This window comes from Pseudomonas sp. BTN1 (assembly GCF_001907715.1).
GTDB lineage: Bacteria > Pseudomonadota > Gammaproteobacteria > Pseudomonadales > Pseudomonadaceae > Aquipseudomonas > Aquipseudomonas paracarnis.
Map to the genome: position 1 here is coordinate 95,222 of NZ_MPBM01000007.1, position 13,401 is coordinate 108,622.

Annotated in this window: 15 protein-coding genes; 8 read left to right on the forward strand and 7 right to left on the reverse strand. The window is 62.3% G+C overall.

Features of this window, described 5'->3' with window-relative positions; genetic code table 11:
- The first annotated feature begins 4 nt into the window (after positions 1-4).
- The 3 genes from BMH52_RS03090 to BMH52_RS03100 all read left to right on the forward strand — a co-directional run bounded on the left by BMH52_RS03090 (position 5) and on the right by BMH52_RS03100 (position 1,342).
- Entirely contained in the window at positions 5-316 is a 312-nt protein-coding gene (locus BMH52_RS03090; protein WP_014719796.1) for an NIF3 1, read from the forward strand.
- A gap of 475 nt (positions 317-791) precedes the next feature.
- The gene (locus BMH52_RS03095; RefSeq protein ID WP_073842890.1) at positions 792-1,061 is read left to right on the forward strand and encodes a DUF6124 family protein; all 270 of its coding nucleotides are present in this window, start codon (positions 792-794) and stop codon (positions 1,059-1,061) included.
- 86 nt (positions 1,062-1,147) lie between these two features.
- On the forward strand, positions 1,148-1,342 hold the full coding sequence (locus BMH52_RS03100) for a DUF6124 family protein (RefSeq protein ID WP_371914266.1): 195 nt from the start codon (positions 1,148-1,150) through the stop codon (positions 1,340-1,342).
- 115 nt (positions 1,343-1,457) lie between these two features.
- Here BMH52_RS03100 and nagE read toward each other — a convergent pair whose 3' ends face one another.
- The 7 genes from nagE to BMH52_RS03135 all read right to left on the reverse strand — a co-directional run bounded on the left by nagE (position 1,458) and on the right by BMH52_RS03135 (position 9,952).
- Positions 1,458-3,155, reverse strand: a complete 1,698-nt coding sequence (gene nagE / locus BMH52_RS03105; protein WP_014719794.1) for an N-acetylglucosamine-specific PTS transporter subunit IIBC — start codon at positions 3,153-3,155, stop codon at positions 1,458-1,460.
- Positions 3,156-3,181: 26 nt separating this feature from the next.
- Positions 3,182-5,692: a phosphoenolpyruvate--protein phosphotransferase gene (ptsP, locus tag BMH52_RS03110; protein ID WP_073842892.1), complete on the reverse strand. Its 2,511-nt coding sequence runs from the start codon at positions 5,690-5,692 to the stop codon at positions 3,182-3,184.
- A 30-nt stretch (positions 5,693-5,722) separates the two neighbouring features.
- Positions 5,723-6,745: an SIS domain-containing protein gene (locus BMH52_RS03115; RefSeq protein WP_014719792.1), complete on the reverse strand. Its 1,023-nt coding sequence runs from the start codon at positions 6,743-6,745 to the stop codon at positions 5,723-5,725.
- Positions 6,726-7,832: an N-acetylglucosamine-6-phosphate deacetylase gene (nagA, locus tag BMH52_RS03120; RefSeq protein ID WP_073842894.1), complete on the reverse strand. Its 1,107-nt coding sequence runs from the start codon at positions 7,830-7,832 to the stop codon at positions 6,726-6,728. The genes BMH52_RS03115 and nagA overlap by 20 nt, the downstream gene beginning before the upstream one ends.
- Before the next feature lie 10 nt (positions 7,833-7,842).
- On the reverse strand, positions 7,843-8,601 hold the full coding sequence (locus BMH52_RS03125) for a GntR family transcriptional regulator (RefSeq protein ID WP_003193978.1): 759 nt from the start codon (positions 8,599-8,601) through the stop codon (positions 7,843-7,845).
- 262 nt (positions 8,602-8,863) lie between these two features.
- Positions 8,864-9,367 carry a murein L,D-transpeptidase family protein gene (locus BMH52_RS03130; protein WP_014719790.1) on the reverse strand — a complete coding sequence of 168 codons (504 nt, stop codon included), beginning with the start codon at positions 9,365-9,367 and terminating at the stop codon, positions 8,864-8,866.
- Between the two features lie 36 nt (positions 9,368-9,403).
- On the reverse strand, positions 9,404-9,952 hold the full coding sequence (locus BMH52_RS03135) for an NUDIX hydrolase (protein WP_003193976.1): 549 nt from the start codon (positions 9,950-9,952) through the stop codon (positions 9,404-9,406).
- Positions 9,953-10,099: 147 nt separating this feature from the next.
- Here BMH52_RS03135 and BMH52_RS03140 point away from each other — a divergent pair, with 147 nt between their 5' ends.
- The 5 genes from BMH52_RS03140 (at position 10,100) to purT (ending at position 13,338) form a co-directional block, all read left to right on the forward strand.
- Positions 10,100-10,702, forward strand: a complete 603-nt coding sequence (locus BMH52_RS03140) for a CoA pyrophosphatase (RefSeq protein ID WP_014719789.1) — start codon at positions 10,100-10,102, stop codon at positions 10,700-10,702.
- Between the two features lie 35 nt (positions 10,703-10,737).
- Entirely contained in the window at positions 10,738-11,259 is a 522-nt protein-coding gene (locus BMH52_RS03145) for a gamma carbonic anhydrase family protein (RefSeq protein WP_014719788.1), read from the forward strand.
- The gene (locus BMH52_RS03150; RefSeq protein ID WP_014719787.1) at positions 11,256-11,471 is read left to right on the forward strand and encodes a DUF1289 domain-containing protein; all 216 of its coding nucleotides are present in this window, start codon (positions 11,256-11,258) and stop codon (positions 11,469-11,471) included. Before BMH52_RS03145 ends, BMH52_RS03150 begins: the two co-directional genes overlap by 4 nt.
- 147 nt (positions 11,472-11,618) lie before the next feature.
- Positions 11,619-12,086 (forward strand): preQ0 transporter, encoded by a 468-nt coding sequence (locus tag BMH52_RS03155; protein ID WP_014719786.1) that lies wholly within the window; start codon positions 11,619-11,621, stop codon positions 12,084-12,086.
- Positions 12,087-12,156: 70 nt separating this feature from the next.
- Positions 12,157-13,338, forward strand: a complete 1,182-nt coding sequence (gene purT / locus BMH52_RS03160) for a formate-dependent phosphoribosylglycinamide formyltransferase (protein WP_072435082.1) — start codon at positions 12,157-12,159, stop codon at positions 13,336-13,338.
- Positions 13,339-13,401: the final 63 nt, after the last annotated feature.

The following is a 13,401-nucleotide window of genomic DNA, read 5'->3' on the forward strand; positions in this document are numbered from 1 at the left end:
GGCCGTGTACAAGCTCGCCTTCTTCGTACCCGACAGCCATGTGGAGACGGTAAAAACCGCCGTCTTCGCAGCCGGCGGCGGGCGCATCGGCGACTACGACAGCTGCGCCTGGCAAGTGCTGGGCCAGGGCCAATTCCGCGCGTTGGACGGCAGCCAGCCGTTTATCGGGCAGGTCGGCCAGGTTGAAGTGGTTGAAGAGTGGAAGGTTGAGCTGGTGGTGGCGGATGAGTTGATTGCGGCTGTCGTGGCTGCTTTGAAACTCAGTCACCCGTATGAGACACCGGCGTATGAGGTGTGGCAGTTGGCGGATTTTTGATCGGCTGGCTGCATAAACAAGAAACCCGCTGGGCCAGTTTGGTCAGCGGGTTTTTTGTTGGCTGTGAAGGCCTCATCGCGGGCAAGCCCGGCTCCCACAGTTTGATCGTGTTGTCCTGTCATGCATCAACCCACTGTGGGAGCTGGCTTGCCTGCGATGGCGCCGGTGCAGGCGCCTCAGAACTTTCCGACAAGCCTTTCAGGTTGTCCCTCGGAACGGGTACCACTAACCTTCGTCAGTCGCTGCCAATTCAGCGACCGGGACTGCAAGCCCGCCGAAACCTCACCAGTTAGTCACAAGCGCCTTTATAATTGCGGCGCTTTTTCATGGTCGCCATTTATGGCGGCTGTGTGCGGGAGACCTTCGGGTCTACCGAGACTTGCTGGTGATTCTCGGTCTTGCAGGCCCGCACACAGCTGCCACCCATCATCTGCAAGTGATGCTGGTAGTTCTTACTTCACACCAGAGGTTTACCATGATCAAAGACAGCCCAAATCCCCCATCTGATTCCCAGCCCACCGACCAAATCTTCACCATCCTAACCAACCTGAACAGCGAAAGCCTGCTCGCCAACGCCTCCCAAGACCTGGCATCCGTGCAGGCACTGGCGGGTCAACTGGCTTTTGATGTCGACGGCCCCCTGCGTGATGCAGTGCTGGGGATTCATCGGATGGTGGAAGGGATCCAGTTGATGGTGGATCGGGTGCTGGATCTTCACGAAGTGTCAGCAGCCACGGCTAACTGATCGTTCCCACGCTCCGCGTGGGAATGCATCCTGTGACGCTCAGCGTCACCCTTGCGCAGGGCGGGACGCAGAGCGTCCGGGGCGGCATTCCCACGCAGAGCGTGGGAACGATCGGTCAAGACCTGGCATCCGTGCAGGCACTGGCGGGTCAACTGGCTTTTGATGTCGACGGCCCCCTGCGTGATGCAGTGCTGGGGATTCATCGGATGGTGGAAGGGATCCAGTTGATGGTGGATCGGGTGCGGGATCTTCACGAAGTGTCAACAGCCACGGCTAACTGATCGTTCCCACGCTCCGCGTGGGAATGCATCCTGTGACGCTCAGCGTCACCCTTGCGCAGGGCGGGACGCAAAGCGTCCGGGGCGGCATTCCCACGCAGAGCGTGGGAACGATCGGTCAGGCGTTGATAGGGCGGGTAACCAACCGCTCCAAAGCCTCACCCAAACCTAAAGCCTTGTCACCAATCAACAAGTGCCAAACCCCGCTATCCAGCTGGCTCACACCCTTGCAACCCAGCGCAGTGAGGTCCGCTTCAGACAGCACCGAATCATCCCCCAACTCCACCCGCAACCGGGTCATCGCTACCGCTTCCAGTTGGCGCACATTCTCTCGGCCGCCCAGGGCATTCAGCCACTTTTCGGCCTCGTGTACATTCACCGCCACCGGCTTATCCACAGGCGCAACCGCTACAGGCGTTGCGGCAACAAACCCCGGCATCGCCAAGCGAATCTCATCAGCAATGCTATCGGCCATCGGCCCAACCACCACCTGCAAACTGCCGCCGTTACCCGGGCGCACTACAGCCATGGCACCCAGCGCTTTCAGTTCAGCATCCACCGCCTTGTTGCGATCCACCATGTCCAAGCGCAGGCGCGTAGTGCAAGCGCCGACACTGAGCAGGTTCTGCGCACCACCCAACGCCTGGATATAAGCCGTCGCACGCTGGTTGTCACTCATCGCTTCGGCCTGCACCACCTGGATATCTTCACGCCCCGGTGTCTTCAGGTTGAAGCGGCGGATGCAGTAGCTGAACACCGTGTAGTAGATCACCGAGTAGGCCAGGCCCACCGGTACCACCAGCCAGCCATTGGTGGACTTGCCCCAGCCCAGCACCATGTCGATAAAACCACCGGAGAAGGTAAAGCCGAGGTGGATATTCAGCATATTGGTCACGGCCATCGACAGGCCGGTCAGCAGCGCATGCAGCAAGTAGAGGAACGGTGCGAGGAACATGAAGGCGAATTCAATCGGCTCGGTCACCCCGGTCAGGAACGAGGTCAGCGCCATCGACAGGAAGATCCCGCCCATGACCTTGCGCCGCTCCGGCAACGCGTTGCGGTACATCGCCAGGCACGCCGCCGGCAGGCCGAACAGCATCACCGGGAACATACCGGTCATGAACTGGCCGCCTTTCGGGTCGCCGGCGAAGTAGCGGGTCAGGTCGCCGGTCACCACCGCGCCGGTTGTCGGGTCGGTAAACGTGCCGAACACGAACCACGCCATATTGTTGAGGATGTGGTGCAAACCAGTGACGATCAGCAGGCGGTTGAATACGCCGAATACGAACGCACCCAGACTGCCGCTTTCCATCAGCAATACGCCGAAGCTGTTGATGCCGTGCTGGATCGGCGGCCAGATCAGGCCAAAGATTACGCCCAGGCCCACCGCCGAAAAGCCGGTGACAATCGGTACAAAGCGTCGTCCGCCAAAGAACGCCAGGTACTCCGGTAGCTTGATGTCTTTGAAGCGGTTATACAGCGCGCCCGCCATCAGGCCGCTGGCGATACCGGCGAGCATGCCCATGTTGATGGACGTGTCCATCACCTTGAGTGTGGAGATCATCACCAGGTAGCCAATCGCCCCGGCCAGGCCGGCGGTGCCGTTGTTGTCGCGAGCAAAACCCACGGCGATGCCGATGGCGAAGATCAGCGCCAGGTTGGCGAAGATCGCCTGCCCGGCATCGTGCATCACCGCGATGTTGAGCAAGTCGGTGTCGCCCAGGCGCAGCAGCAAGCCGGCGATTGGCAGGATCGCAATCGGCAGCATCAGTGCGCGGCCCAGGCGTTGCAGGCCTTCGATAAAGTGTTGGTACATGGCGTGTCTCCCTATTCTTGTTGTTTTCAGCTCAGCGGCCAGTGGTGTTGACAGGCTTGGCGAACGGCCTTGGCGCTGCTCAGGTCGAGCAGCTCAAGGCTCCGTTGCCGGCATTGCGCCGCGTCCAGGTGGCGGACGCGGTCCTTGATTTCGCCGATCTGCGGCGGGCTTACCGACAGCTCGGTGACTCCCAGGCCAACCAGTACTGGCGTGGCCAGCGGGTCCGACGCCAGGGCACCGCACACGCCGACCCAACGGCCGTGTTTCGCCGCACCGGCGCAGGTCTGGGCGATCAGCCGCAGCAGCGCCGGGTGTAGCGCGTCAACACGGGCGGCCAAGCCTGCGTGGTCGCGGTCCATGGCCAGGGTGTACTGGGACAGGTCATTGGTGCCGATGGACAAAAAGTCCGCGTGTTCAGCCAACTGTTCAGCCATCAGCGCGGCGGCGGGTACTTCAATCATCACGCCCAGTTCGGGGCGTTGCGTCAGCTCCAACTCCGCGCACAGTTCATCCAGGCGCTGGCGGATCTGCAGCAGTTCATCCACCTCGCTGACCATCGGCAGCAGGATGCGGCAACGCGCCAGCGGGGTAACTTGCAGCAGGGCGCGCAGTTGCTGGTCGAGCAGTTCCGGGCGTACCTGAGCCATGCGAATACCGCGCAGGCCCAGTACCGGGTTGGCCTCGACGGGCAGCGGCAGGTAGTCGAGCTGCTTGTCGCCGCCCACATCGATGGTGCGGATGATCACCGACTTGTCGCCCATGGCATCCAGCACGGCCTGATAAGCCTGGCGCTGTTCTTGCTCATCCGGCGCGGTGCGACGGTCGACGAAGAGGAATTCGGTGCGCAGCAGGCCGACGCCGTCGGCGCCGTTGTCAAACGCCACTTGGGCTTCGGCGCTGGAGGCGACATTCGCCGCGACTTCAACCGTCACGCCGTCAGTGGTGTTCGCCGATTGCCGGGCTTGGACCTGTTGCTGCTGGCGTCGCAACTTCTGTGTTTCGCGAATCTGGTGAACTTCGGCGTGGCGCGCTTCGCTGGGGGCCAGCTCCAGGCGGCCGTTGGCAGCATCGAGCACCACCCGTTGGCCTTGGGGTACGTCGAGCACTTCATTGCCCAGGGCGACGAGACATGGCAGGCCTTTGCCCCGGGCCAGAATCGCCACATGGGAGGTCGCACCGCCTTCGGCCATGCAGATGCCCGCAGCCTGTTGCGCGCTCAATTGCAGGAGGTCCGAAGGTGTCAGCTCATGGGCACTGACAATCGCCCCCGCCGGCAATTCGAAATGCCAGGCTTCACCCAGCAACGCCCTTAGCACCCGTTGTTGCAGGTCGCGCAGGTCGTTGGCGCGCTCGGCAAACAGTGGCTTGCCCAATGCCAGCAGCACGGCGCACTGGGCCTGGATCGCATCCCGCCAGGCGTGGGTGGCGGCGCTGCCCTGTTCGATGGTTGCGCTGGCGGCGTCGAGTAACGTCGGGTCTTCCAGCAGGGCGAGGTGCGCGGCGAAGATCTCCTCTTCTTCGACGTTCTTGCGTTGGCGGGCCAGTTCCAGAGTGTTGCGGATTTCGCCACGCACTTGCTCAAGAGCCACATCCAGTCGTTGCAGTTGTTCGTCGACGTTATGGGTGTCGGTATCTTCCGGCAACTCGATGCCCGCCAGGCGGAACAGCGGCCCACATACCAAGCCCGGCGCGGCGCAGACGCCTTGCAGCACATTGGCTTCGGTATTCGCCCGGCGTGGTGTGGCGGCGACCGGCGTGTGGTGTTCCTCGTGGATCGCCACGGACAGCGCGGCGACCAATGCCTGTAACGCCGCCTCGCCATCCTTGCCGCGACAGCTCACCCGTACCTCGTCACCTTCACCAATACCCAGCCCCATCAGGCCGATCAAGCTGTCGCAAGCCGCCGTCTTATCACCGAAGTGCAGCTGTGACTGGCTGCTGAAACCCTGAGCAGTCTTGCGGATCAGTGCAGCAGGGCGTGCATGCAATCCGCCACGGTGTGTGATGCGCACTGTAGCGCTCACTTGCGCGTCCGAGTTATCCACAGCGGTGTTAACCGGTGCGGATGTGCGCACGGCAATCCGCATCAGCGCGTCACCGACCCTCACCGTCTTGCCTGCAATCGGTTGCAGCTCAAAGCGCTCACTGTTGGTCAGGATGATCAAGCTCACCAGGCTCTTGCACTGGCGCGCAATGCGGTCCAGATCAAACTGCACCAACGGCTGACCCTCGCTCACCCGTGCGCCTTCCTTCACCAGCAAGGCAAAGCCTTCGCCATTGAGTTCCACGGTGTCGATGCCCACATGCATCAGTACTTCGGCACCGTTATCAGCGCGGATGGTCAGGGCGTGCCCGGTGCGGGCGACGTGGATGATCACGCCGTCACAGGGCGCCTGCAGGCAGTCGTTCAGCGGGTCGATAGCGATACCGTCGCCCATGGCGCCGCTGGCGAACACTTCGTCGGGGACGCGGTTCAGGGCCAGCACCGGCCCACTCAAGGGGGCGCTAAGGGTCAATGGATTATTGTTGTTGGGCATGGGCACGGTACTCATCAGGAAAACGCCGCTTTAGTGCGTGCGGGTGACTTTGCTCAGGTGGCGCGGCTGGTCCGGGTCCATGCCCCGTGCCTGCGCCAGGCCGGCGGCCATCACGTAGAAGCTCTGAATCGCCAGGATCGGGTCCAGGCTCGGGTGTTCGGCGCGGCTCAGCGTCAAGTCGCGTTCGGCGATATCGTCCGGCGCGGCCAGCAGCACGCGGGCGCCGCGTTGGCGCATGTCGGCGGCCAGGCTCAGCAGGCCGGCCTGCTCGGCGCCGCGTGGGGCGAACACCAGCAGAGGGTAGTTCTCGTCGATCAAGGCCATCGGCCCGTGGCGCACTTCGGCGCTGCTGAACGCTTCGGCCTGGATCGCCGAGGTTTCCTTGAGCTTGAGCGCGGCTTCCTGGGCGATGGCAAACCCGGCGCCACGGCCGATCACCATCAAGCGCTGGCTGCCTTTGAGGGCGTCGACGGCCAGGCGCCAATCCTGTCTGGCGGCGTCACGCAGGCCCTCGGGCAAGGCCTGACAGGCTTGCAGCAAGTCGGCTTCTTGATTCCAGTGGCCGACCAACTGTGCACTGGCGCTCAGGGTGGCGATGAAGCTCTTGGTGGCGGCCACGCTGAGTTCCGGCCCGGCGCACAGCGGCACATGAAATTCACACGCGGCTTCCAGCGGTGAGTCTTCGGCGTTGACCATCGAGATGCTCAAGGCACCCCGCTTGCGTAGCAGGCGCAGGCTGTTGACCAGGTCCGGGCTCTGCCCAGATTGGGAGAAACCAAACGCCACTTGGCCGCTGACTTTCATCGGCGCCTGCAACAGGGTCACCACCGACATTGGCAGCGACGCCACCGGAATGCCCACGTGTTGCATGGCCAGGTAGGCGAAGTAGCTGGCGGCATGGTCGGAGCTGCCGCGGGCGATGGTCATCGCCACCTGTGGTGGCTGGCGGCGCAGGCGGCCGGCGATTTCTTCCAGCATCGGGTCCAGGCGTTGCAGTTGGGCCGCGACGGCGTCGCAGGAGGCCAGGGCCTCTTCAAGCATTTTTGAAGTCAATGGTGTCTCCTTCGACCATTACGTCGGTGAGTGTCAGGGAGCGGTCCAGGCGCACGCAGTCGGCAAAGCTGCCCGGTTGCAGGCGGCCGCGTTCTTGCAAGCCCAGGTAGTCCGCAGGAAATTGCGACAGGCGTTGTGAGGCTTCACTGATGGGCAGGCCGATTTTCACCAGGTTGCGCAGCGCCTGGTCCATGGTCAGGGTGCTGCCGGCCAGGGTGCCATCGGCCAGGCGCACGCCGCCCAGGCATTTGGTCACGGTGTGGCTGCCCAGCTTGTACTCGCCGTCGGGCATGCCGGCGGCGGCGGTGGAGTCGGTGACGCAATACAGGCAGGGAATCGAGCGCAACGCCACGCGCATGGCGCCAGGGTGCACATGCAGCAAGTCCGGGATCAGCTCGGCGTACTGGGCGTGGGCCAGCGCGGCGCCGACGATGCCGGGTTCGCGGTGATGCAGCGGGCTCATGGCGTTGTACAAGTGGGTGAAACTGGTGGCGCCAGCGGCCAGGGCGGCAACGCCTTCTTCATAGCTGCCCAGGGTATGGCCGATCTGCATGCGCACGCCGCGTTCGCTGAGGGCGCGGATCAGGCCGTCGTGGCCGGCGATTTCCGGGGCGATGGTGATCACCCGGATCGGCGCCAGGCGCAGGTAGGCTTCCACTTCCTGCATCAACGCGGTGTGGGCGAAGTTGGGTTGGGCGCCGAGTTTGCTCGGATTGATGTAGGGGCCTTCCAGGTGCACGCCGAGTACGCGAGCGCTGCCGGCTGGGCGCTGTTCGCAGAACGTGCCGAGCTCACCAAGCACGCGGGAGATTTCTTCCACCGGCGCCGTCATGGTGGTGGCCAGCAGCGAGGTGGTGCCAAAACGCACGTGGGTACGGGTAATGGTCTCGAAGGCGCCCGCACCTTCCATGATGTCCGCGCCGCCACCGCCATGCACATGCAGGTCGATAAAGCCCGGCAGCAGGTAGGGCAGGTCGTTGTCGGCCGGGTCGCACGGCGTGCCGTCAATGGCGACAACCTTGCCGTGCTCGTGCACCAGGCGACCACGCATCCAGCCGCTGGGCGTGAGGATATTGTCTTCAGTCATGGGCAGTTCTCTAAGTTCGCAATTCGGCGGAATAATCATGGCGGCGCAGTTCTGCGACAAAGTCGTAGTAATCGTTGCGGCAGTAGGTGTCGGTGATTTCAATCGGCGTGTTATCGGCGGTGTAGCCCACGCGGGTCATCAGCAGCATGGCGGTGCCGGGGGCGATGCCGACCAGCGCGGCGAACTCATCCGAGGCATTGATCGCCTGGATATGCTGCAAGGCGCGCACGATGGGCTTGCCGATGCTTTCCAGGTACTCGTACAACGAATTGCCGATGGCCTGGGGATGGGGCAACACCGAGGCCGGCATGGCGGTCATTTCAATCGCCATCACCGTGTCATCGGCTTTGCGCAGTCGCTTGAGGCGCGCGACTTTGTCGGTGGGCGACAGGCCCAGGCGGATCAGTTCTTCATGGGTTGGCGGGGTAATGTCGCGCTCCAGCCACTGGGACGTGGGCACAAACCCCTTGAGCCGCAGCATTTCGCTGAACCCCGACAGGCGTGACAAGGGTTGTTCCAGGCGCGGCGTGATGAAGGTGCCGGAGCCTTGGCTGCGACGGATCAGGCCTTGAGCCAGCAACACTTCCAGCGCTTTACGGGCGGTGACCCGCGAGATGCTCAGTTGCTCGCTGAGGGCGCGTTCCGAAGGCAGGGCCTGTTCGGATTTCCACTGGCCGGCATGGATCGCTGCTTCAAGGCTGCGGGCCAGTTGCAGGTACAGCGGCGTGGATTGCTTATCGTCGGGGCGCAGGGCAAGGATGGGGTTCATCTGTCAGGTTTCCGATGCGTTATTGGAGTGTTGTCGCCCGGTAATGGCCGAAAACTAATACCACTTAAATACCATGTCAATGCTACCAAAACGGTGCGAATCCCGGTTTCAGGGCGCTTTAATGGGGCTTGGTATCAAGTGGTATTAGAGAGGTCTTTGTGGCGCGCACAAGTGCAGGGTCCCGCGCGGTGAACTGGTATTCACCGGCAGGCGCTGCCTGGGGCAGGAATTATTTTCGAATTATTTTACGAACGGCACGCGATTACGGCCGAATCTCGATGAGGGTGCCGTCTTTGACCAGGTTCCACACTTCGCGCATATCCACATTGCGCATGCCGATGCAGCCGTCGGTCCAGTCCAGGGTGTGGAACCACTGTTCCGGGTAGTCTTCGGTGTCGGGGGTGCCGTGGATCATGATCATGCTGCCTGGCTTCACGCCTTCGCGGCGGGCGCGGGCGGCGTCGCTGATGTTCGGGTAGGAAATGTGCATGGCCAGGTTGAAGCGGTCGCTGGTCTTGCGCCAGTCGATCCAGTAGAGGCCTTCGGGTGTGCGGCGGTCGCCTTCGATCAGCTTGTGGCCCTTGGGGTTCTTGCCCAGGGAAATGCGATAGGTCTTGAACGGCTTGCCGTCGTTGATCAGCTGCAGCTGGTGGGCGGACTTGAGTACCAGGACTTTCTCGACCGTTTTACCGCCAAGGGTTTGCACCGTGGAGGCCGGGGACAGCGTGGCGAACGACAGGCAGATCAGAGCAAGCAACCAACGCATTGAAACGGTATCCCTTTGGCGACATTGGCCGGCTTGTTATTGGGCGGGCTTGGACAGCGGTGGCACAGATTCGCTACGTACCGGGTACGCCTGTTGGCGACGGTCAGCGAAGAAGCATTCTAAGGTACGCCCGACCGTGCGGAAAGCCAGCTCGGACCAAGGGATGTCGGCTTCGTCGAACAGCCTCACTTCCAGGCTCTCCTGGCCAGCGGCGAAGTCCAGATCGATCAATTCGGCGCGGTAGAAGATATGCACCTGACTGATGTGCGGCACATTGATCAGGGTATAGATGCTTAAGTTGCGCACCCGGGCGCAGGCTTCTTCCAGGGTTTCACGCATGGCGGCCTGTTCGACGGTCTCGCCATTTTCCATAAAGCCTGCGGGCAGGGTCCAGTAACCCAGGCGTGGCTCGATGGCGCGGCGGCACAGCAGCACTTGGTCGCCCCACACCGGCACGGTACCGGCGACGATATTGGGGTTCTGGTAATGAATGGTCGAGCAGTGGTCGCATACATAGCGCAGGCGTGCGTCGCCTTCGGGAATGCGTTGGGTTACCGGTTTGCCGCACTGGCTGCAGAAATTCATGCTGGGGTTCCTGGACAATGGGCACATCTTGGCTCGGTGCCGGGCGTTCCTGCAAGTTGTCGTTTCGCGACAGCGCTGCGGTTTTGGGGTTGGGCGCTCGCACGCTTTGGTGCATGATGCAAGGTAGCCAACAGACCGAGATGACTCATGCTGGACGAGCTACTTCGCCGGGTAAGCAACCACACCCCCCACACTCTGGAAACCGACGGGCGTTTCCCCGAGGCTGCGGTGCTGGTGCCGATTACCCGCAGTGACGAACCCGAGCTGATCCTGACCCTGCGCGCCAGCGGCCTGTCGACCCACGGTGGCGAAGTGGCCTTTCCCGGCGGGCGCCGCGACCCCGAAGACCCGGACCTGATCTTTACCGCCTTGCGCGAAGCCGAAGAAGAAATCGGCCTGCCGCCGGGGCTGGTTGAAGTCATCGGCCCGTTGAGCCCGCTGATTTCCCTGCACGGCATCCGCGTAACGCCCTATGTGGGCGTGGTCCCCGATTACGTCGAATACCTGGCCAACGACGCCGAGATTGCCGCCGTTTTCAGCGTGCCTTTGGACTTTTTCCGACAGGACCCACGCGAACATACCCATCGCATTGATTACCAGGGCCGCAGTTGGTATGTGCCCAGCTACCGGTTCGGTGAATACAAAATCTGGGGGCTGACGGCAATCATGATTGTCGAGCTGATCAACCTGCTCTATGACGATGCCAAGATCAGCCTGCACCATCCGCCCAAGAGCTTCATCAATCTATAAGCCATCGTTTAAATGGCATGCCGTGAGGAAAAACCATGAAATACCGCCTGGGCGACGCCCGCGTCGAGACCCATCCCAACAGTTGGGTTGCACCGAATGCCACGCTGGTGGGCAAGGTCAAGCTGGAGGAGGGCGCCAACGTCTGGTTCAACGCGGTGTTGCGTGGCGATAACGAGCTGATCCTGATCGGCAAGAACAGCAACGTGCAGGACGGCAGCGTGATGCACACCGACATGGGCTACCCGCTGACCCTTGGCACCGGCGTGACCATTGGCCATAACGCCATGCTGCACGGCTGCACCGTCGACGACTACAGCCTGATCGGTATCAACGCAGTGATCCTCAACGGCGCCAAGATCGGCAAGCACTGCATCATCGGCGCCAACTCGCTGATCGGTGAAGGCAAGGAAATCCCCGACGGCTCGCTGGTCATGGGCTCGCCGGGCAAAGTGGTGCGTGAGCTGACCGAGGCGCAAAAGCGCATGCTTGAAGCCAGCGCCGCGCACTATGTGCATAACTCGCAGCGTTATGCCCGTGACCTGGTCGAGCAGGAATGAGCACGATTGAGCGACCGGTCGCCTCGCCCTGCGTCAGCATTTGCGCACTGAATGATGACGATATCTGCACCGGCTGCCAGCGCAATGTGGATGAAATCACGCGTTGGAGCCGCATGGACAACGCCGAGCGCCGGGTGGTGCTGGGGTTGTGCCATGAGCGGGCGGTGGCGAGTGGGATGGTGTGGATGACCCCTGGAAAATCTGGCGCCTGACAGGCCTCATCGCAGGCAAGCCAGCTCCCACCCTTGATGTGTGAATACCCTCAAATGTGGGAGCTGGCTTGCCTGCGATGAGGCCCTGCCAGACGACATCCTTGTAATTGTGTACCCTGTGCGGCATTGCCCACAGGTCCATCCTCCATGTTTTTCCTGATCGCCTACATCAGCAGCGTCGTGCTGATCAACTTCGCCTTCTCCACCGCCCCACACCTGGACATCATCTGGTCCGCCTGGGGCGGCCTGGTATTTATCCTGCGCGACATGGTGCAAACCCGCTTCGGCCATGGCGCAATCATCGCCATGCTGGCGGCACTGGTGCTGTCCTATATCACCTCCGACCCGTCCATCGCCCTGGCCAGTGCCACGGCGTTTGCGGTGTCCGAATGCATCGACTGGCTGGTGTTCAGCATCACCAAGCGCCCGCTGCATGACCGCCTGTGGATAAGTTCGGCGCTGAGCATTCCCCTCGATACCTTTATCTTTTTCGGCCTGATCGGCGCACTGACGCCGGCGGTGGCGGGCACGGCGTTGGTGTCCAAGTTCGCCGGTGTCACCGTGGTCTGGCTGATCATGGCCTGGCGCATCCGCCGGCGGGCTGTCGCCAACTGAGGCCAATTTTTACAGTTCATGTAAAATGCCGGCCTTTCTCCCCCATGATCCGCTCCCCTGAGGACCTGAGATGACCCGAATCGGAACTCCATTGTCGCCAACCGCGACCCGCGTTTTGCTGTGTGGCTGCGGTGAGCTGGGCAAGGAAGTGGTGATCGAACTGCAACGCCTGGGCGTTGAAGTGATTGCCGTGGATCGCTACGCCAACGCGCCGGCCATGCAGGTGGCGCACCGTAGCCATGTGATCAACATGCTTGACGGGGCCGCATTGCGTGCGGTGATCGAGGCGGAGAAACCGCACTTTATCGTGCCGGAAATCGAAGCCATCGCCACCGCGACCCTGGTGGAACTGGAGGCCGAAGGCTTTACCGTCATTCCGACCGCCCGCGCCACGTCGTTGACCATGAACCGTGAAGGCATCCGTCGCCTGGCCGCCGAAGAACTGGACCTGCCGACCTCGCCGTACCACTTCGCCGACACCTTCGAAGCCTACAGTAAGGCTGTCCAGGACCTGGGCTTCCCGTGCGTGGTCAAGCCGGTGATGAGTTCGTCGGGCAAGGGCCAGAGCCTGTTGCGCAGCACTGATGACGTGCAGAAAGCCTGGGACTACGCCCAAGAGGGCGGGCGTGCCGGCAAAGGCCGGGTGATCATCGAAGGTTTTATCGACTTCGACTACGAAATCACCCTGCTGACCGTGCGCCACATCGGCGGTACCACCTTCTGCGCGCCGGTAGGGCATCGCCAGGAGAAGGGCGACTATCAGGAGTCCTGGCAGCCGCAGGCCATGAGCCCGATTGCTTTGGCCGAATCCGAGCGCGTTGCCAAGGCGGTGACCGAAGCCTTGGGCGGTCGTGGTCTGTTTGGTGTGGAGTTGTTCATCAAAGGCGATCAGGTGTGGTTCAGCGAAGTGTCGCCGCGCCCCCATGACACTGGCCTGGTAACCCTGATCTCCCAGGACCTGTCGCAGTTTGCCTTGCACGCGCGCGCCATTCTCGGCCTGCCGATCCCGTTGATCCGTCAGTTCGGGCCTTCGGCGTCGGCGGTGATTCTGGTGGAGGGGCAGTCGACCCAGACGGCGTTTGCCAACCTCGGCGCCGCGCTGAGCGAGCCGGATACAGCGTTGCGTCTGTTTGGCAAACCTGAAGTAAACGGCCAGCGCCGCATGGGCGTGGCACTGGCGCGGGACGAGTCGATTGAAGCGGCTCGTGCCAAGGCGACCCGTGCTTCCCAAGCAGTTGTTGTAGAGCTCTAAGCCGCCACGCTCGTTCCCACGCTTTGCGTGGGAATGCCTCTTGTGACGCTCTGCGTCGCGCTT

Bases quoted from the DNA above. Each gene is read 5' to 3' on its own strand.
- purT (WP_072435082.1), top strand. From the start codon at position 12,157: ATGACCCGAATCGGAACTCCATTGTCGCCAACCGCGACCCGCGTTTTG.
- ptsP (WP_073842892.1), bottom strand. From the start codon at position 5,692: ATGCCCAACAACAATAATCCATTGACCCTTAGCGCCCCCTTGAGTGGG.
- BMH52_RS03130 (WP_014719790.1), bottom strand. From the start codon at position 9,367: ATGCGTTGGTTGCTTGCTCTGATCTGCCTGTCGTTCGCCACGCTGTCC.
- BMH52_RS03140 (WP_014719789.1), top strand. From the start codon at position 10,100: ATGCTGGACGAGCTACTTCGCCGGGTAAGCAACCACACCCCCCACACT.
- BMH52_RS03150 (WP_014719787.1), top strand. From the start codon at position 11,256: ATGAGCACGATTGAGCGACCGGTCGCCTCGCCCTGCGTCAGCATTTGC.
- BMH52_RS03155 (WP_014719786.1), top strand. From the start codon at position 11,619: ATGTTTTTCCTGATCGCCTACATCAGCAGCGTCGTGCTGATCAACTTC.
- nagE (WP_014719794.1), bottom strand. From the start codon at position 3,155: ATGTACCAACACTTTATCGAAGGCCTGCAACGCCTGGGCCGCGCACTG.
- BMH52_RS03145 (WP_014719788.1), top strand. From the start codon at position 10,738: ATGAAATACCGCCTGGGCGACGCCCGCGTCGAGACCCATCCCAACAGT.
- BMH52_RS03135 (WP_003193976.1), bottom strand. From the start codon at position 9,952: ATGAATTTCTGCAGCCAGTGCGGCAAACCGGTAACCCAACGCATTCCC.
- nagA (WP_073842894.1), bottom strand. From the start codon at position 7,832: ATGACTGAAGACAATATCCTCACGCCCAGCGGCTGGATGCGTGGTCGC.
- BMH52_RS03125 (WP_003193978.1), bottom strand. From the start codon at position 8,601: ATGAACCCCATCCTTGCCCTGCGCCCCGACGATAAGCAATCCACGCCG.
- BMH52_RS03095 (WP_073842890.1), top strand. From the start codon at position 792: ATGATCAAAGACAGCCCAAATCCCCCATCTGATTCCCAGCCCACCGAC.